General features: G+C 46.7%; 19 protein-coding genes and 1 tRNA gene. 9 read left to right on the top strand and 11 right to left on the bottom strand.

The window, feature by feature from the left end; all coding sequences use genetic code 11:
• Positions 1–18: 18 nt before the first annotated feature.
• Together nirD and nirB are read right to left on the bottom strand one after the other, a co-directional pair.
• Entirely contained in the window at positions 19–357 is a 339-nt protein-coding gene (gene nirD, locus KFF44_RS00185; RefSeq protein ID WP_255936122.1) for a nitrite reductase small subunit NirD, read from the bottom strand.
• A gap of 16 nt (positions 358–373) precedes the next feature.
• The gene (gene nirB / locus KFF44_RS00180) at positions 374–2,836 is read right to left on the bottom strand and encodes a nitrite reductase large subunit NirB (protein ID WP_255936121.1); all 2,463 of its coding nucleotides are present in this window, start codon (positions 2,834–2,836) and stop codon (positions 374–376) included.
• Positions 2,837–2,980: 144 nt separating this feature from the next.
• Here nirB and KFF44_RS00175 point away from each other — a divergent pair, with 144 nt between their 5' ends.
• Positions 2,981–3,880: a LysR family transcriptional regulator gene (locus KFF44_RS00175; RefSeq protein WP_255936120.1), complete on the top strand. Its 900-nt coding sequence runs from the start codon at positions 2,981–2,983 to the stop codon at positions 3,878–3,880.
• Between the two features lie 47 nt (positions 3,881–3,927).
• On the opposite strand, the gene KFF44_RS00170 is transcribed toward KFF44_RS00175, so the two are convergent.
• Positions 3,928–4,003, bottom strand: a tRNA-Ala gene (locus KFF44_RS00170).
• A 91-nt stretch (positions 4,004–4,094) separates the two neighbouring features.
• On the bottom strand, positions 4,095–4,412 hold the full coding sequence (locus tag KFF44_RS00165) for a TIGR02300 family protein (RefSeq protein ID WP_255936119.1): 318 nt from the start codon (positions 4,410–4,412) through the stop codon (positions 4,095–4,097).
• A gap of 139 nt (positions 4,413–4,551) precedes the next feature.
• On the opposite strand from KFF44_RS00165, the gene aroA reads away from it, so the two are divergent.
• The gene (gene aroA, locus KFF44_RS00160) at positions 4,552–5,877 is read left to right on the top strand and encodes a 3-phosphoshikimate 1-carboxyvinyltransferase (RefSeq protein ID WP_255936118.1); all 1,326 of its coding nucleotides are present in this window, start codon (positions 4,552–4,554) and stop codon (positions 5,875–5,877) included.
• Here aroA and KFF44_RS00155 read toward each other — a convergent pair.
• Positions 5,874–6,638 (bottom strand): hypothetical protein, encoded by a 765-nt coding sequence (locus KFF44_RS00155; protein ID WP_255936117.1) that lies wholly within the window; start codon positions 6,636–6,638, stop codon positions 5,874–5,876. The two genes, aroA and KFF44_RS00155, sit on opposite strands and share 4 nt — an antisense overlap.
• Positions 6,631–7,110: a hypothetical protein gene (locus tag KFF44_RS00150; protein ID WP_255936116.1), complete on the bottom strand. Its 480-nt coding sequence runs from the start codon at positions 7,108–7,110 to the stop codon at positions 6,631–6,633. Before KFF44_RS00150 ends, KFF44_RS00155 begins: the two co-directional genes overlap by 8 nt.
• Positions 7,111–7,278: 168 nt before the next feature.
• Between KFF44_RS00150 and cmk the strand changes: the two genes are divergently transcribed.
• From cmk to KFF44_RS00120, 6 genes are all read left to right on the top strand, one after another.
• Complete coding sequence (gene cmk, locus KFF44_RS00145) at positions 7,279–7,920, top strand: (d)CMP kinase (RefSeq protein ID WP_255936115.1); 642 nt, start codon at positions 7,279–7,281, stop codon at positions 7,918–7,920.
• 189 nt (positions 7,921–8,109) lie between these two features.
• Entirely contained in the window at positions 8,110–9,807 is a 1,698-nt protein-coding gene (gene rpsA / locus KFF44_RS00140) for a 30S ribosomal protein S1 (RefSeq protein ID WP_255936114.1), read from the top strand.
• A 141-nt stretch (positions 9,808–9,948) separates the two neighbouring features.
• The gene (locus KFF44_RS00135) at positions 9,949–10,269 is read left to right on the top strand and encodes a 2Fe-2S iron-sulfur cluster-binding protein (RefSeq protein ID WP_255936113.1); all 321 of its coding nucleotides are present in this window, start codon (positions 9,949–9,951) and stop codon (positions 10,267–10,269) included.
• Between the two features lie 101 nt (positions 10,270–10,370).
• The gene (locus KFF44_RS00130) at positions 10,371–11,774 is read left to right on the top strand and encodes a M17 family metallopeptidase (protein WP_255936112.1); all 1,404 of its coding nucleotides are present in this window, start codon (positions 10,371–10,373) and stop codon (positions 11,772–11,774) included.
• Positions 11,775–11,842: 68 nt separating this feature from the next.
• A complete protein-coding gene (locus KFF44_RS00125) occupies positions 11,843–12,205 on the top strand; it encodes a MarR family transcriptional regulator (RefSeq protein ID WP_255936111.1) in 363 nt (120 codons plus the stop codon).
• Positions 12,206–12,316: 111 nt separating this feature from the next.
• Positions 12,317–13,048 carry an NlpC/P60 family protein gene (locus KFF44_RS00120; RefSeq protein ID WP_255936110.1) on the top strand — a complete coding sequence of 244 codons (732 nt, stop codon included), beginning with the start codon at positions 12,317–12,319 and terminating at the stop codon, positions 13,046–13,048.
• A gap of 54 nt (positions 13,049–13,102) precedes the next feature.
• On the opposite strand, the gene KFF44_RS00115 is transcribed toward KFF44_RS00120, so the two are convergent.
• Positions 13,103–13,705, bottom strand: a complete 603-nt coding sequence (locus tag KFF44_RS00115) for a cytochrome c family protein (RefSeq protein ID WP_255936109.1) — start codon at positions 13,703–13,705, stop codon at positions 13,103–13,105.
• A gap of 301 nt (positions 13,706–14,006) precedes the next feature.
• On the opposite strand from KFF44_RS00115, the gene KFF44_RS00110 reads away from it, so the two are divergent.
• Positions 14,007–14,870 carry a prephenate dehydratase gene (locus KFF44_RS00110; protein ID WP_255936108.1) on the top strand — a complete coding sequence of 288 codons (864 nt, stop codon included), beginning with the start codon at positions 14,007–14,009 and terminating at the stop codon, positions 14,868–14,870.
• 31 nt (positions 14,871–14,901) lie between these two features.
• Here the strand turns inward: KFF44_RS00110 and KFF44_RS00105 are convergent, their stop codons facing one another.
• Genes KFF44_RS00105 through coaBC form a run of 4 tightly spaced genes read right to left on the bottom strand, consistent with a single transcriptional unit; the run spans position 14,902 to position 17,789 of the window.
• Positions 14,902–15,312: a DsrE family protein gene (locus tag KFF44_RS00105; protein ID WP_255936107.1), complete on the bottom strand. Its 411-nt coding sequence runs from the start codon at positions 15,310–15,312 to the stop codon at positions 14,902–14,904.
• The gene (locus KFF44_RS00100) at positions 15,309–16,082 is read right to left on the bottom strand and encodes a molybdopterin-synthase adenylyltransferase MoeB (protein ID WP_255936106.1); all 774 of its coding nucleotides are present in this window, start codon (positions 16,080–16,082) and stop codon (positions 15,309–15,311) included. Before KFF44_RS00100 ends, KFF44_RS00105 begins: the two co-directional genes overlap by 4 nt.
• 21 nt (positions 16,083–16,103) lie before the next feature.
• Positions 16,104–16,568, bottom strand: a complete 465-nt coding sequence (gene dut, locus KFF44_RS00095) for a dUTP diphosphatase (protein ID WP_255936105.1) — start codon at positions 16,566–16,568, stop codon at positions 16,104–16,106.
• A gap of 12 nt (positions 16,569–16,580) precedes the next feature.
• On the bottom strand, positions 16,581–17,789 hold the full coding sequence (gene coaBC / locus KFF44_RS00090) for a bifunctional phosphopantothenoylcysteine decarboxylase/phosphopantothenate--cysteine ligase CoaBC (RefSeq protein WP_255936104.1): 1,209 nt from the start codon (positions 17,787–17,789) through the stop codon (positions 16,581–16,583).
• Positions 17,790–17,831: the final 42 nt, after the last annotated feature.

Here is a 17,831-nt window from a genome sequence, read left to right as displayed (position 1 = left end):
ATGATAAGAGTTGATTGGTCAGGAAGACCGTGCGCTGACGATGTCAATAAGGATGGTGTCGCCATCCATTTTGATTGGGTATGAAGCAGTTTTGCCGGAATCGGCCCCTTGTGCTTCACCGTTACTGAGTGAAATGACCCAGTTATGTAATGGGCAGGTGACACAGCCATCATGCACGATGCCATTACTGAGTGGACCGCCCTTGTGCGGACACTTATCTTCTAGAGCAAATACCTGATCATCCTGCGTTCGGAAAAGGGCGATTGTTGTATCGCCGCTTTTCACACAGCGTGCGCCGCGCCGTGGTATATCGAGCAATGACCCTATTGGTATCCAGTTTTTTGTTGTTGCATTCATGATGTTTCTCCGCTCGTTATTCAGCAGCGACGAGCGGTAGCTGCGCCATAGGTTTAAATTCGTGCTTATCTTTGCCGGATACGCGTTCGCTCCATGGGTCGACCTGTGCAAATTTTTGACTGAAAACAAAACGTTCAAAATATGCTTTGCGCTTTTGAGCATTGTTCATGATCTGCTCTTTGATTTCGGCAATTCCGATACGTTTGGCCCATTTGTAGATGCGCTCTAAATAGAGGCCTTGTTCGCGGTACATTTGAGTGAGGGCAACGACATGTTCCATCACTTCCTCTTCGGTGGAGACAACACCCAGAATTTCCGTACCTTTGATATCCATGCCGGCGGCACCGGCGAAGTGAATTTCATAGCCAGAATCGATACAGATGATGCCGATATCCTTGCATGTGGCCTCGGCACAATTACGCGGGCAGCCTGATACCGCTAATTTAAGCTTAGCAGGCGTCCAGGAACCCCACATGAATTTTTCGAGCTTGATCCCAAGTCCAGTGGAATCCTGTGTTCCAAATCTGCACCAATCGGTGCCAACACAGGTTTTGACTGTGCGAAGGCCCTTTGCATAGGCCTGACCTGATACAAAACCGGCTTTTCCAAGGTCAGCCCATACGGCTGGCAGGTCTTCTTTCTGAATGCCCAGCATATCGATCCGCTGACCGCCCGTACATTTAACAGCAGGGATATTGAATTTATCGACAACATCCGCGATTGCCCGCAATTCTTTGGATGATGTCATACCGCCCCACATGCGCGGGACAACAGAATAGGTGCCATCTTTTTGAATGTTTGCGTGAACGCGCTCATTTATGAAACGTGATTGATAGTCATCGGCATATTCATCTGGCCAATCGCTCACGAGATAATAATTAAGCGCAGGCCGGCATTTGGCGCAGCCACAAGAAGTTTTCCACTCAAGCGCTTGCATCAGTTCTGGGATTGATTTCAGTTCTTTGGATTTAATCAGGCGACGGACTTCGGTATGGCCCAAATGGGTACAGCTACACATCGGCTGGATCGCATCAGGATTGTATGTATCACCTAATGTAATCTGCAGTAATTTCTCGACCAACCCTGTGCAGGTGCCGCAAGACGCTGATGCTTTGGTATGGCTGCGGACCCCGTCGAGGTTTGTTAGACCTTTTTTGGTAATGTTTGCAACAATCTCTCCCTTGCAAACGCCGTTGCAGCCGCAAATTTCTGCGTCATCAGGGAGGGTTAATACAGCGGCAAGCGGATCTGCAATCCCTTCCCCTTGGTAAGATTGGCCAAAGATTAAGGTATCACGCATTTCTGCGATCGAGGCTTGTTTTTTGAGAAGATCAAAAAACCAAGGGCCATCGCTCGTATCTCCGTAGAGCACAACACCGACAATACGATTATCTTCAAGAACAAGTCGTTTATATATATTTGCTGATGCGTCACGCAGAACGATTTCTTCGCGGCCCTCAGAGTCAGAAAAATCTCCGGCTGAATATAGATCAATGCCGGTTACTTTCAATTTGGTTGCTGTTACTGAGCCTTGGTAGCTTGCGGCCGTGCCAGTAAGATTTTTTGCGAGTACGTCAGCCATTTCATAAAGGGGGGCAACCAGGCCGTATGATAATCCGCGGTGCTCAACACATTCACCAAGCGCATAGATATCCGGATCGGATGTTAGCATCATATCGTCGACAATTATGCCGCGATTTCTGTCAATGCCTGCGTGTTCAGCTAATGCGATATTGGGCCTGATGCCGATAGCCATAACGGTAAAATCACAGTTTATGACTGTGCCATCGTCCAATTCAACACCGCATACATGCCCGTCTTTTTCGAGGATGCGCTTTGTATTCGCCTCAGTGATAACTTTAATGCCAAGGTCTGTTATTGCTTTTTGAAGAAGGTGTCCTGCGGCCGTATCTAGTTGGCGCTCCATAAGGGTTGGCATCAAGTGTAATACGGTTACATCAAGGCCTTGAGCCTTCAGGCCTGCTGATGCTTCCAAGCCGAGCAAGCCACCACCAATAACAGTTGCAGATTTTTTGCTTTTGGCAAAAGCGAGCATTGCTTGGACATCATCGAGATCACGGTATGTTAAAACACCAGAAAGATCGCTACCTTCGATAGGAAGAATGATAGGATTAGATCCCGTTGCAACAACCAGCTTGTCATATGCAGTGGTTATGCCGTTGTCTGCAGTAACGGTTTTCGCTCGCCTATCGATCTCGGTTACTTTTGTGCCTTTGTGCAAAGTGATCTGGTGCTCACTGTACCAATCGTCATTGTGGGTAATAATATCTTCGTATGATTTTTCACCTGAGAGAACGGGTGATAACATGATGCGATTGTAATTGGTGCGGGGTTCCGCGTTGAAAATTGTAATATTGAAATGGTTGGGCGCAATATCAAATAAGCGCTCCAGCATCTTGCCTAGAGCCATGCCGTTTCCAATGATTACAAGGTTTTCCTTGTTTGTTTTATCTGTCATTCCGCTCACTCCGACTTGTCGCACCATCAAAATGATTCTCGCCCCAAAACGAGTTAAACGGATTTGAGTGATTGCGTCTCGTGCTTATTTTGATCTATAGTGTTGCCGAAAATGCACCACTATAGATTGGGATGCGATCGAGAAATGCGACACCAGTTTACACTTGAACTTGTGGATAATATTGCCCGTGCGGGTTCAATACGTCGTGCCGCTGAAAGGATAGCGATCACACCGTCTGCGCTTAATCGCAGGCTATTGGCTTTGGAGGACGAGCTTGGAGCCCCACTTTTTGATCGTACAGCCAAAGGGGTCAGACTGAGTGCAGCAGGGGAATTGTTCATTCAGCACGCTCGGCGGCAGATTGCTGATTTGGAGCGTGTGCGCTCTGTAATTGAGGATTTAAAGGGTGAACGATGGGGTAACATTCGGATTGGTGTTGAATATGATTTGCCGGGTGCCAAATTATCGGCCGCAATCGCTGCTTACCGTAAAGAACATCAACGTGTTAACTTTGAGATCATACGCGCTGACGGCGATAGTATGGTGGATATGTTGAGCGAGTATGAGATTGATCTCGCTTATGTATTGAACCCCAAAGCAGACCCTATACTGCATCCGGTTGCGACCGCACCGTTATTTATAAATGCGATCATGGCCCCCGAGCATAGCTTGGCAACCAAACAGGAAATTCGGATAAATGATCTGATTTATTTCCCGCTTATTATGCCGCGAAATGGTTTTCTGCGCGCTCACCTGGACGCTGCTGCATCCAAGCATGGGATTAAACTTCGTCCGGCGGTGGAAAGTGAACTATTATTTGCTCGTGATGAAATTGCGGCCAATGAAGCCATAGGTTTTGAAATGGGCTTCGATCATGCCGATAGCATTATTTTGCCTGAAATGACCTCTGTTACCGTTAGCACCCGTGATGTTGCCAGGCCCGTGCTGCAACTAACGCAGTTGACAGGTCGGTCAAATTCGGTCGCCGTCAATCGGTTTGCAGACTTATTGACGCTCGATTTTTCCAAATATGAGGGCGGCTGAGGATACAGAATTCGGATCTGTTTTTTGTTTTCATGAATTGTGACGTTTGGTGGAGCCGATCGGGATCGAACCGACGACCTCTTCGCTGCCAGCGAAGCGCTCTCCCAGCTGAGCTACGGCCCCATAATCAGGTACTGTTCAGTTACGCAAGTACCCGACAGGTTGCACGAAATATAAAACACAGAATATTTCGTGCAAGTTTATTTATCAGCGATTATTCGTCTGAGGGTGTCATTTTGGTGTCAACGATGCCAGCAACTTCTTCGTCGTCGTCATCATCTAAGCTAACATCACCAAGAACGTCATCATCATCGATATCCAGATCGTCATCAGTATCTGCTTCAGTAGCTTCTTCGTTCTGATCTTCAGCTTTTTCTTCAGCAACAATTGGTTGCTTGGTTTTCAAAATTGGTTCCGGTTTCCACTCGTGGCCACATTCAATACATGTTACCGGATCATCATTTTGAAGGTCGTAAAAGCGTGTTCCACATTTCGGGCAGGTTTGCTTTGTGCCCCATTCTTCTTTTGCCATTTTTCTCTCCTTGCCCATTTCACGTAAATCGCTATCACTATAGCGATTGCAAAGAATTCGGCGCATGGCTTGCCATGATCACGCGCGTCTGTCAAAGCAATAGTGACGTGAAGACCTAATTATTAAACGGATTTTTATTGTGCCGCAGCTTATTTCATCATGTAACGCTCCATTAAAGGGCGAAATTAAGGTACCTGGCGATAAATCAATTTCTCATCGGGCTTTAATGCTATCGGGGCTTGCTGTTGGAAGAAGTGAGGTTTTCGGCTTGTTGGAGGGCGAGGATGTGCTTGCAACAGCCGAGGCCATGCGGGCCATGGGCGCTACGATAAATCGGTTGGGTGATGGTCACTGGGAAATATTCGGTGTTGGCGTTGGTGGCCTAAAGTCACCAGATAATATAATCGATATGGGAAATTCTGGGACGTCAACCCGGCTATTAATGGGCTTAATGGCGAGCCATGATATTCAGGTGTTGATGACAGGCGACGATTCGCTGCGCAGCAGGCCTATGGGGCGCGTAATCAGTCCCCTTTCGGAATTTGGTGCTGAGATAGAGGCACGAGATGGTACTTATCTGCCGGTCAGTATCAAGGGTACCGGTATGCCTTTGCCAATTGAATATACGAGCCCGGTTGCCAGTGCGCAGGTAAAATCCGCCGTGATTTTAGCGGGTTTAAACACCCCTGGTATCACCACGTTGCACGAATCGGTCGCAACGCGGGATCACACAGAACGCATGTTAAGCGCGATGGGTGCGGATATTCAGGTCGATGATCATGCAGATGGCCGAACGGTTACAATCAGGGGCGAGGCGGAGTTAAAACCAATTACACTGGAAGTCCCGGGCGATATATCCTCAAGTGCGTTTCCGCTTGTCGCGGCATCGATTGCAGAAGGATCGGATGTTCTGATTAAAAATGTTGGCCTTAATCCCCTTCGTACAGGCGTTATCCCTGTTTTATGTGCGATGGGCGCGGATGTCACCATCGAGAATGAGCGGATGCTGGGCGGTGAACCAGTTGGTGACCTGCATGTTAAAGCGGCCGATTTGCAGGCGATTCATGACCTTCCAGTTGATCCATCAACGATGATCGATGAGTTCCCTGTGATTTTCTGTGCGGCAGCAACAGCAAACGGTATTAGTCGCTTCACAGGGCTTGAGGAACTTCGCGTGAAAGAGTCTGATCGTCTCGGTGTTATGGCGGCGGGGTTACAGGCAAACGGTGTTGCCGTCGAGGAATTAGAGGATGGATTGGTCATCCACGGCAATGACGGCAAGGTACCTGGTGGCGGTGTGGTTCAAACCCATCTTGATCACCGCATCGCCATGAGCTTTTCTGTTTTAGGCCTAAAAGCAGAAAAGCCAATTACCATTGATGACGCAACACCCATTCAAACCAGTTTCCCAAGCTTCATTGATTTAATGAATGGCTTGGGTGCTGCTTTGGAGGTTTTGGATTAGATTGGACCAATTTCACCGACAATTGTTTCTAAACGGGTTATAAAGTGTTGCCATTCGGATTCTGCAGGGCGAAAATACCAATGAACTCTTTGATTTCTAGGTTCTCTAACTTTGTCTATTTCATCCTTATTTGTGGCGCGGGCAAAATACCATAATTCGTCGACGATCAATAATATATTGATACATTTGTACGAAGAAGAAAAATATGAGCTAAGATGTTGTCCGGGTTTTTTCTTACTATTAATTATAGTATTTAAATAGCCAGAATTGCCCCGATAATTTTTGCATTCACGCTGTTTACGTGACTGATCTACTTGTAGTTCATTAAGAATAAAAGCCATCTTTTCTTTTTCAGGTGATGGGGCGAACTCAATACATTTTTTTAATGTAGCAATTGCCACATGTGGAAGGTTCGTACGCTGAGGATGAAAGTTTTCACCTTTGGCCATTCGTTTACTTAGTTCTAATGAGTTTTTAGCGTAATCAGTCAGCTCAGATAATGCATGTGGTAATACGGCTCTTTCGGCATCCAATTTGTTTTTTCTGCGAGTATTTTCAATAGACTGCGTTTGCTGGATTTGTTTGTTGATAATGTAAACAGTGCAAGCAGCAGCAAATGCAGCAATGAATGAGCCCGACAAAGTCTCATGCGCATATACCCAGTCGATGATGCCCAGTTTATTAATAAACGTATATATAATTGCCAAAATCACACAGCCCGAAAATATGCCAAACGTGTAGTAATGCATGTTATTATTCACTAGCAAACTCCGCGAAGGTGATCAAATGACCGCCGGGTTCGCGGTATCCGATTTCCTCGGCGCCGTAGAATGTTTTTCGCCGCTCCAGGGTCACGGTGTAGTCCGTTAGCGATTGTTCAACTGCATCAATATTATCAACAATGATATAAATATTGCTTGGCGCACCCTTTTGAATATCACCCAGGCCACCCACATCCTCTGCAATGCTTGAATATGTCTGATACATCAGTTGGGTTTCGCCTTGTTTGACGATGACAAAACCAAGGTGATCGCCCTCCGGCACTTCTTGGTCGGTTGTGAAGCCGATTTTTTTGAAAAACTCAATCGAAGGTTCAATTCGTTCAACAGGCAAAACAGCGGTTATTGATTGTACTTTCATAAGGCCCTCTTCTGTATCAAATATATGGCTTTGTGCTGGAACTGACCATAAAATCAAAGCTAGTAAACTCGCAGAAATATATCGTTGCAACATCAAATGTTCCTTTTTTGTTCTATATTGATGTGTACCATACGACGAGTCAAGTTATGATATGATGTTTAGACTACAATGACCTGAACAGGGTGCGTCATTATTTTGAAATTGCGCTTCTCATATTGAAGCTTTATCAAACCAGAATAAACAAATTATGGGTGATTCGCGGTGATTATTGCAATTGATGGGCCTGCGGCAGCAGGAAAGGGCACGCTTGCTCGCAGGCTTGCAGAAAAATTTAATTTTGCTTACTTGGATACAGGCGCCCTATACCGCGCAGTAGCGTTAACACTTATCAAAGGGGGTGTAGACCCATCCAATGAACCTGCAGCGGAGAAAGCCTCAAAAGCCCTCGATCACGCATTGTTGTCCGATCCTGAGCTTCGTTTGGAAGATACCGGTAAGGCAGCATCAGTTGTCGCCAGTATGCTTGGTGTGCGTAGTAACCTTATGGATTTTCAGAAGAATTTTGGTGTAAACCCTCCGAGCAATAAGAGTGGTGCTGTGCTTGATGGGCGCGACATTGGTACGGTTATTTGCCCTGCCGCCGATGTGAAATTCTTTGTAACAGCCAGCGCAGAAGAGCGGGCAAAGCGCCGCGTGGCAGAGATGAGAAGCAGGGGTGTGAACGCCAATTTTGAGGAAATTTTGGCGGATGTAAAAGCCCGTGATGAGCGCGATATGGGAAGAAAAGACGCCCCTCTAGAAAAAGCAGCAGATGCCCACTTGCTAGATACGACAGATTTAGCTATAGACGCCGTGTTTTTAAGGGCTGCGGCAATCGTTGAAAATTGCCTGAAGCCTCAATAGAGCCGAAGACGCTTATTTCAGTTGATCCCAAAGAATGAAGCTTCGTTCTTTGAAGGATTTTTTTGTGTTGGTGTTAGAGGCTTCCGGACCACAGAAGGAAAAGGGATGGGCCCTTTTTCAGGAAGACCGGAAGAAGACCACCGGAGCCAACCGGTTGGCAAAAAAATATATAGTTTGAAAGGACGATCTATGTCTGAAACGGCACAAATGCCGAGCCTCGACGATTTTGAGGCACTCTTGAATGAAACTATGCCTGCGGATACTGGCTTTGAAGGTCAGGTTGTAACTGGTACAGTTGTTTCTGTTGAAAGCGATTTTGCGATTATAGATATCGGACTTAAAGCCGAAGGTCGCGTTCCGCTTAAAGAATTCGCAATGCCGGGCCAAACACCTGAGATCAATGTTGGTGACAATGTTGAAGTGTTTGTTGACCGCGTTGAAAATGCACTTGGTGAAGCAATTCTTTCACGCGACAAAGCGCGCCGCGAAGAAGCTTGGACTGATCTTGAGAAAGCGTTTGAAGGTGATGCACGTGTGAACGGTGTTATCTTTGGTCGCGTAAAAGGTGGCTTTACAGTAGACCTTAACGGCGCTGTTGCTTTCCTCCCTGGTTCACAAGTTGATATTCGTCCGATCCGTGACGTAACGCCTTTGATGAACATCGAGCAGCCATTCCAAATCCTTAAAATGGATCGCCGCCGCGGTAACATCGTTGTTTCTCGTCGCGCTATCCTTGAAGAGGATCGTGCTGGCCAGCGTGCTGAGCTTATGGGCAAACTTAAAGAAGGCGATTCTGTTGACGGTGTTGTTAAGAACATCACTGATTACGGTGCATTCGTTGACCTTGGTGGTATCGATGGCCTTCTCCACGTTACTGATATTTCTTGGCGTCGTGTGAACCACCCATCTGAAGCTCTTACAATTGGCGAGAGCATCAAGGTTCAAGTGGTTCGCATTAACCCAGAAACACAGCGTATCAGCCTTGGCATGAAACAGCTAGCTGAAGATCCATGGGCAGGTATTGAAGCGAAATACCCTGTTGGTGCGAAATTCAACGGTCAAGTTTCTAACATCACTGACTATGGTGCCTTCGTTGAGCTTGAAGCTGGTGTTGAAGGTCTTGTTCACGTAAGTGAAATGAGCTGGGTTAAGAAAAACGTTCACCCAGGTAAGATCGTTTCTACAAGCCAAGACGTTGAAGTTATGGTTCTCGAAGTTGACCAAAGCAAACGTCGTATCTCACTTGGTCTTAAACAGTGCAGTGAAAACCCATGGGAAGCGTTCGAAGACAAATTCCCACAAGGTGCTGAGATTGAAGGTGAAGTTAAGAATATCACTGAGTTTGGTCTCTTTATTGGACTCGACGGCGACGTCGACGGTATGGTTCACTTGTCTGACCTTGATTGGGAGCGTTCTGGTGAAGACGCGATCCAAGACTATAAAAAAGGCGACATGGTTAAAGCTGTTGTTCTTGACGTTGATACAGACAAAGAGCGCATCAGCCTTGGCGTGAAGCAGCTTTCAGGCGATCCATTCTCTAACGTTTCAACCAAGAAAAAAGGCGAAACAGTTACTGTTGTTGTTAAAGAAGTAACTGAAAACGGCCTTGAAGTTGAAATCGGCGAAACTGGTGTTGCAGCCTTCATCCGCCGCGTTGACCTTGCAAAAGACCGCAATGACCAACGCCCTGAGCGCTTCGCGGTTGGCGATAAAGTTGACGCTATGGTTACCAACATGGACAAAGGCAGCCGCAAGGTTAACCTGTCTATTAAAGCCCTTGAAGTTGCAGAAGAAAAAGCTGCTGTTGAGCAGTATGGTTCTGCTGACTCTGGTGCAAGCCTTGGTGATATCCTTGGCGCGGCGCTCGAGAAAGCAAAAGGCGAATAAAACCAATCTTTTGGTACTTAATGAACGTAAAGAAAGCCGTCTGATCTATCAGGCGGCTTTTTTTCTGGACAGACGTAGTGAAGGCGCTATGTCTTGTTGGGAAAATCTGTCTATCCCTAATTTCTTGAAAGATGTGTATCGATGGTAAAAATTTCTGTAACTGACCTAAGTGGTGCAAAGCGCGATATTGAGGCCGAGGCTGGTCTTTCCTTGATGGAAAATATCCGTAACAATGATTTTGATGATATGGCTGCTATATGTGGCGGGTGTTGTAGTTGTTGCACATGTCATGTGTATGTAGAAGGTGATGGCTTTGCGCGCCTACCAGCGATGGAAGATGACGAATCGTATCTGATTGAAGAAAGCGAATATTACAAAGCGAATAGCTCACGTCTATCCTGTCAGGTAGAAGTTTCCGATGATATGGATGGCTTAAGCGTTACAATCGCCCCTGAATCGTAAGGTCGTTTGAACATTTAACCTTAAATGTTAGCTTATGGCCATATCTGTGTTTATTGCACATATGACCATCTTTTATATACATTGCTGGAAAGAGATAACCCTTGCCACAACCTAGTTTAATGCTTGCTGCTTATAATAAGTCTACTTCGTCAATACCACTTGTCCCAGTGGTTAAAGGTGACTTTGAAAATACCGGCACTATAGATGCCAATGACTTGGCTTGGTTGAAACTAAGTGGGTTTGAGGCAAACACAGGTGCTGTTGGGTTTATCAAAGCAGAAGATAATACCATTGCCCGAATTTACGTTGGTGTTGGTGAGGATATATCGAACCCTTGGTGGTTGGCTGTTGTTGCACCTAAACTACCTGAAGGGGTTTATTCGCTAGAAAATATTGAACAAGACGTTGAAGAGCAACTGTCCCTGGGTTGGGCACTCGCGCAGTATCAGTTCGATCGATATAAATCTGACCCCGATAAGAAGGTTCGTTGCCTTATGTTGTCTGAAGGCATTGACCCAAAAACAGTGCTCGCGAAGGCAGAGGCCGCTTTTTTTGTGCGGGATCTTGTGAATACCCCCGCTGAAGATATGGGACCATCCGAATTACAGGACTGTGCGGAGGCGCTGGCGGAAGAGCATGGTGCCACTGTGTCAACAATCGTAGGCGACGATTTGTTGGATGAAAATTTCCCAATGATTCACGCTGTTGGACGAGCGGCGTCAGTTAAAAATGCCCCGCGCTTGATCAATATAACCTGGGGACGAGAAGGCGCACCGAAGCTTTGCCTCGTTGGTAAGGGGGTTTGTTTTGATTCTGGGGGGTTAGATTTGAAACCACCAGCCGGTATGCTTTTGATGAAAAAGGATATGGGCGGGGCCGCACATGTTTTAGGGCTGGCGAAATTGATTATGACACTTGGCTTGGGCGTGGATTTGCAGGTGTTGATCCCAGCGGTTGAAAATGCCGTAAGCGGTGATAGTTTCCGGCCAGGTGATGTGTTTGCAACCCGTAAAGGCATAAGCGTTGAAATCGGTAACACTGACGCAGAAGGACGGTTGGTTTTATGCGATGCATTGGCGCTCGCTTCAGAGAACAAACCTGATCTGCTTATTGACTTTGCGACCCTTACGGGGGCTGCCCGTGTTGCCCTAGGGCCAGATTTGCCTGCGACTTACACCAATAATGATCAGATGTGGACGGCGCTTGAAAAAGGCGGGGTGGATAATAACGACCCTCTATGGCGTATGCCTTTGTGGGCAGGATATGACCAAGACCTCAAAAGCGATATCGCAGATATGAATAATATCAGTGAGGGCCCTTTTGCGGGCTCTATAACTGCTGCGCTTTATTTACAGAGATTTGTTGATGCGGATATTCCGTGGGTACATTTTGATGTCTTCGCATGGAATCCAAAACCACGTGCAGGAAGGCCAAAAGGCGGTGCTGCTCAGGGTATATTTGCGACCTATGACGCGATTATTGCCCAACTGGGTCTTGACCAATAAAGCCGATTAGTTCACCTTTTAGCGATAGTTGCTAGTATTTACAGCAGGTATCTTTAAGGGTGGGGTCTATGAGCGAAAAGTTTAACCATAAACTACTTAGAATGTGGCGGCTTTCAACACTGGAGAGCGTTCGCTCTAACGAACCTGATCTTACCATGCGGCAAATGTCTGTGTTGCTTGAGGTCTATATGACTGAACCTCCCCACACTGTTCGTGGTTTAGCGGCTAAATTAAACGTGACAAAACCAGTAATCACCCGTGCGCTGGATACGATGACTAGATATGGTCTTATTAAGCGAAAACCGGATGAAAATGACAAACGAAGTATCTTTATCCAGCGAACAGTGAAAGGCGCCGTATATTTAAGTGAGCTTTCGGACCGTATTGTCGAATCTGAAAAGCTCATTGATGCTGAAGACCAGAAAAATTAATACTGCGGCATGACAATAAATCTGATTGATCCTGGTAATATAGTGGCTAGTCACCCAAGTCTTCAAATTGTGACCAGTCCAACCCATTATTGTATTCAGTCTAAGCACTTAATGAAAAAAGAACCCAATTGTTCCTCTACGACAGTTAGTGAACTGTTGTACGGCGAATCTGTTTCTATTCTTGCCGAAGAAAAAGGATGGTTTCAGGTCGCGTGCGCGCATGATGGGTATATGGGTTGGATAAAGAGCGCAGCGGTTTGCGAGCGATCAGCTGATTATAAAACATCTCATTATGTTTCAACACCTGTTAGTCATATCTATAGAGAACCATCCCTAAAATCTGAACCTATACACTCTGTATTTCTAACAACCCCGCTTATGGTCGTTGGTGAAATACAAGACGGATTTGTTCCACTTTCAAACGGCGGATGGATTTATGCTCGACATATATTAGCCGAGCGTGAGTTGTCTGTTGACCCTGTTGATGTTGCCGAAAGGTTTTTGGGGTCGGCCTATTTATGGGGTGGTCGCTCGTACGAAGGGTTGGATTGCAGTGCCTTGGTTCAGCTTGCATTGATGATGTCTGGTCAAAAGGTCTTGCGCGATAGTGGGATGCAATTCTCGTCACTTGGAAGGCTTTTGGAAACAGATGAAAAGCCCGGGCGGGGTGATTTAGCATTTTTTCCAGGGCATGTGGGGTGGATGATCGATGGCAAACAGATCTTGCACGCTAATGCGACCCATATGTCAGTTACTATTGATCCAGTTGAGGATGTGATTGAATGGGTTTCTAAGGACATTAAGGGTACCCCGTTTCTTGGATATCGTAGGCTGAATATATAAAAAAAGCCGGTACACTTAATATACCGGCTTAATTTCTATGCTTTTTTAGCTGGACTAGTTGCTGGCAGCAATGTCCTCTACTGCTTCGACTGCCTCTTCAACAGCATCTTCAACTTTTGCAGCAACTTCTGGAAGCGCAAGTGGGCTGTTTGATAGTGTTCTTAGGTATGCGATTAAGTTCGCACGTTTGTCTGCTTTGCGTAGGCCAGCAAAAGACATGCTTGTGTCAGCGACCATTTTCTTTGGTGCAGTTAGCCAAGTGTCTAACGCTTCATAAGTCCAATCGCCACCGTGGCTAGATAGGCCACCAGAATAATTGAAAGTGCTATCGCTTGCGATGGCTTTACCTAAAATGCCGTACAGATTTGGGCCTGTACCGTTTTTGCCACCTTCATTGATGCTATGGCATGCCTTACATTTTGCAAATTCACGCGCGCCCCGATCAACATCGGCAACCGCAAGAAGTTCTGCAAGGGATGGGCCTTCTTCAACCGCTGCATCACCACCAGCTGTTGCTTCGACTACTTCAACAGGAAAGCCTGTAGTGCCGCCATGATATTCAGGAAACAAACCACCTGAAACAGTGGAGATAACCATAATCAACAAAGCGCCAGAAATTACGGCCGCAAATACTTTGTTCCACTCAAATGAATCCACAGGATCTTCTCCTTAAGCCACGCTTGGACGCCCCCAAGCTTACTCATGTTTAATTATCGTAATCTACAGCGATACTGCGCTCTCGGCAATCTGCTATATTTCGCGCGACAATAGCCCTACATGGGCTCTCGTATCAAGCTGTGATTTCACCTTTTAGCCTATATACCTAAAAAAAGTGTTATTTTCCCTGTGGCACATCCCCGCATGCAAGAGTTTATCATTTATGTAATTGACTTACATGTAAATATATTTCAGAAAACTGTTAATTTTTGGAATTAAATAACTGAACTGGAGAATAAGCATGCATGACGGCATGACAGAAAACCCTGATAATCTAATCGCTTTTCAGGGTGAACTAGGTGCGTATTCGCATATGGCCTGTCATGCAAAGTTTCCTGACATGGATGTTTTACCATGCCCAAGTTTTGAGGATGCTCTTGCCGCGGTTGTTAAGGGGCGTGCAAAGCTAGCGATGATTCCTATCGAAAATTCTACGGCTGGCCGTGTCGCGGATATCCATATGTTGTTACCGGGTAGTGGATTATTTATTATTGCTGAGCATTTTGAAGTGATTCGGCATTGCCTTCTGGCTCGTAAGGGGGCAGATGAAAATAGCTTAACATCGGTAAAAAGCCATGTGCAGGCACTCGGGCAGTGTAGAAAAACACTTAGGGAGATGAACCTGACCCCGCTACCTTTTGCTGATACAGCCGGTGCCGCAAAACAGTTAGCGGAAAGTGGCTATGACAATGTTGCAGCGATTGCGAGCGAACTGGCGGCTGACGTTTATGATTTGAAGGTGATACGCAAGGATTTGCAGGATGAGGGTCACAACACCACCCGGTTTGTTGTTCTCTCAAGGCAGCAAATTGACCCCGCCAGCATTAAAGGCCCGACAATGACCAGCTTTACCTTTGAGGTTCGCAATATTCCTGCGGCTTTGTTTAAGGCGCTTGGTGGTTTTGCAACGAACGGCGTCAATATGACGAAGCTGGAGAGCTATTACGAATCAGATAGTTTCATGGCGTCCGAGTTTTATGTTGATATTGAAGGCCACGAAGGGGAAGCAAACGTTGCGCGCGCAATGGAGGAACTGCGTTTTCACGCGAAACGGGTCAGAATTCTGGGCACCTACCCTCAGGAACGGGCACGTAATATCCGATAAGTGTCAATAAGCAGTTATTAACTCGCCATGTTTAAAAGGTTAGCCAGTCGCCGCCTGTGCCTTTTTCTATGATATCGGCCAGGCCGCTGATTTCGATCTTTGGGCGCACAATAAGGTCCTCAATATCAATATTGTGTTCGCGCAGTGCTGTTTCACAAATAATAAAGGTCACATCAAGAGCAGCCAATGCATCCATAAGGATCGCTGTATCAGCTATCCCTTTTTCACTCAGTTCGGCATCCATGTCCAATGAGTTTGTTGATTTGTAGGGAAGGTTGCTCATCCCTGTTTTTGTCAGGGCCTTAGCTGCCGACTTTGAAAAGAAATAATAAAGGGGCCTGCCCATTGCAGCAGCAGTGGCTCCAGTCATAAGGGCCATATGAATACGCTCAGCGCTTTCATCAATGACCATAATTGTCATAGGTTTCAGCTTTGCGCTCATGGTGTTCCTTCGCCACTACCACAGGTTCTGCAAGAAATATCTTTTGGAAGGCCAATGATTCGTGATGTCATGGCCAAGGCGTCAAATAACATAATTTTACCCGCCAAGCTTTCACCAATGCCGAGAATTTCCTTGAGTATTTCCAAGGCTTGCAAGCTACCAACAACACCGGCTACAGCCCCTAAAATACCCGTGTCAGCACATGTTCTTTGCTCATCCTCACCGGGGGTGTGGGGCAGGAAACATCGATAGCAAGGATAATCCGAATTTGCGTGTGGTTTGAAGGTCGCTATTTGCCCTTCATATGGGCCAAGTGCGGCAGAAACAAGGGTTTTACCGAGCTTCACACATGCATCGTTGACGAGGTGCCTAGTCTCAAAATTATCGCATCCATCCGCAATAATATCAAAGGACCCAATCAAATCTTCTGCATTTTCAGGTGTTAAACGCGTAGGATGCAGTTCAAGTTTCACATCGCTATTGAGGTTGTTAATTCGTTTTGCCGCGCTTGCTGTCTTCCTGACACCGATATCCTGTGTGCGGTGAATGATTTGCCGTTGCAGGTTCGATAATTCAACATGATCATCATCAATGATGCCTATGGTTCCAACCCCAGCAGCTGCCAGATACATCAATAAGGGGGCACCAAGCCCGCCAGCACCAATCACCAGTACACGCGCATTCAAAAGTGCCACTTGCCCCGCACCCCCAACTTCCTTAAGGACGAGGTGCCTTGAATAACGCTCTAACTGTTCGTCGGTAAAATCCATATGTACCTGTATAGTCTTTTATTAACGCGTACCGGTGGAGCCAAAACCACCAGCACCCCGTGCAGTTTCGTCCAGACTGTCGACAATGTTCCAACTTCCTTGGGTTACGGGTGCGATAATCATTTGGGCAATCCGCATACCACGCTCAACCGTGAAGGGTTCATTCGACAGATTGATCAAAATAACTTTCACTTCTCCCCGATAATCGGCGTCTATCGTGCCAGGTGCATTCGCAACTGTAATGCCGTTTTTGGCCGCCAACCCAGAACGCGGACGGATTTGTGCCTCAAATCGGCTGGGAAGTGCCATGGCAAGGCCTGTTGGAATGATGGCGCGCTCTAACGGACCAAGAGTAACCGTATTCCCTTCCTCTATTGCTGCATATAAATCCATGCCTGCGCTATCGATCGTCTCATACTTGGGTAGTGGCAGATCATTGCCATGATCGAGGACTTTTACATTAATGGATACGGTTTCATGGGACATGGTTTCAGGCTTTCAAGAGAGTTCTTTGGCAATGCGATCAGCAAGTTTTTGCGCAACTTTATCTTTTGGAATTCGCGGCCAGTCTTCAGCACCGTTTTCGGTAATCAGGTGTACTTGATTTTCACAGCCCCCCATGATGCCCGTGTCGGCAGATACATTGTTGGCAACTATCCAGTCGCAGGTTTTACGTTCACGTTTAGCGGCTGCGTACTCAACAACATTTTCTGTCTCTGCGGCAAAACCAACGACAAGCGATGGGCGACCATCCGATAGTGTGGCAACGCTTGCTAGGATATCAGGATTTTCCCGTAAATCGAGTTCTGGAATTCCTGAGACAGTTTTTTTCATTTTTTGCTCACCTTCATTGGCAACATGCCAATCTGCAACGGCGGCTACAAAAATAGCGGCATCTGCGGGTAAGTTTGCGTGAACGGCGTCATGCATTTCGCGTGCGGTTTCGATGTCGATGCGCTTGACCCCAATTGGTGTCTCGCAATTTGTGGGGCCTGCGATCAAGCTGACATCAGCGCCAAGGCTCGCGAGTGCGCCCGCTATTTCGAACCCCTGTTTCCCTGAAGATCGATTAGCAATATAGCGAACCGGATCAATTGGTTCATGGGTTGGTCCAGCCGTTAAAACAATATGTTTTCCCTTGAGCGGCTTATTATTTTCAGCACTGAAAAAACCTTCAACGGCATCAACAATTTCTGGCACTTCTGCAAGGCGCCCGGCACCAACTTCACCGCAGGCAAGCATGCCAGCATTCGGGCCGACGAAATGGATACCATCGCCTTTAAGTGTTTTGATATTACGCTGTGTTGCCGGATGATCCCACATCTGCGCGTTCATTGCCGGCGCGACCATAACGGGTTTATCAGTCGCCAGAAGAACAGTAGAGGCTAAATCGCCCGCAAGTCCACCTGCCATTTTAGCCATAAGGTCCGCAGTTGCAGGGGCAATCACGATCAGATCAGCTTCGCGGGACAGGCGAATATGCCCCATTTCTGCTTCGTCCTTAAGGGAGAAAAGGTCGGTGAAACATTGATCACCAGTTAAGCTTGCGACACTTAGGGGTGTAATAAACTCTGCGCCGCCTTTGGTTAATATACCGCGCACCGAAGCACCGCGTTCCATCAAACGCCGTGCAAGATCAAGTGCTTTATAGGCAGCAACTCCGCCGCCAATAATAAGAAGAATACGTTTACCAATAAGCGTAGACACGTTTCTCTTTCGTCCCTTCATCTTAAATCATAAGCCAAACAT

The sequence above is a fragment of the Kordiimonas sp. SCSIO 12610 genome (assembly GCF_024398015.1).
In the GTDB taxonomy this organism is placed as follows: Bacteria; Pseudomonadota; Alphaproteobacteria; order Sphingomonadales; family Kordiimonadaceae; genus CANLMI01.
This window is presented reverse-complemented; position numbering and strand designations above follow the sequence as displayed.

Bases quoted from the DNA above. Each gene is read 5' to 3' on its own strand.
- nirD (WP_255936122.1), bottom strand. From the start codon at position 357: ATGAATGCAACAACAAAAAACTGGATACCAATAGGGTCATTGCTCGAT.
- nirB (WP_255936121.1), bottom strand. From the start codon at position 2,836: ATGACAGATAAAACAAACAAGGAAAACCTTGTAATCATTGGAAACGGC.
- KFF44_RS00175 (WP_255936120.1), top strand. From the start codon at position 2,981: ATGCGACACCAGTTTACACTTGAACTTGTGGATAATATTGCCCGTGCG.
- KFF44_RS00165 (WP_255936119.1), bottom strand. From the start codon at position 4,412: ATGGCAAAAGAAGAATGGGGCACAAAGCAAACCTGCCCGAAATGTGGA.
- KFF44_RS00150 (WP_255936116.1), bottom strand. From the start codon at position 7,110: ATGTTGCAACGATATATTTCTGCGAGTTTACTAGCTTTGATTTTATGG.
- rpsA (WP_255936114.1), top strand. From the start codon at position 8,110: ATGTCTGAAACGGCACAAATGCCGAGCCTCGACGATTTTGAGGCACTC.
- KFF44_RS00135 (WP_255936113.1), top strand. From the start codon at position 9,949: ATGGTAAAAATTTCTGTAACTGACCTAAGTGGTGCAAAGCGCGATATT.
- KFF44_RS00125 (WP_255936111.1), top strand. From the start codon at position 11,843: ATGAGCGAAAAGTTTAACCATAAACTACTTAGAATGTGGCGGCTTTCA.
- KFF44_RS00120 (WP_255936110.1), top strand. From the start codon at position 12,317: ATGAAAAAAGAACCCAATTGTTCCTCTACGACAGTTAGTGAACTGTTG.
- KFF44_RS00110 (WP_255936108.1), top strand. From the start codon at position 14,007: ATGCATGACGGCATGACAGAAAACCCTGATAATCTAATCGCTTTTCAG.
- KFF44_RS00105 (WP_255936107.1), bottom strand. From the start codon at position 15,312: ATGAGCGCAAAGCTGAAACCTATGACAATTATGGTCATTGATGAAAGC.
- KFF44_RS00100 (WP_255936106.1), bottom strand. From the start codon at position 16,082: ATGGATTTTACCGACGAACAGTTAGAGCGTTATTCAAGGCACCTCGTC.
- dut (WP_255936105.1), bottom strand. From the start codon at position 16,568: ATGTCCCATGAAACCGTATCCATTAATGTAAAAGTCCTCGATCATGGC.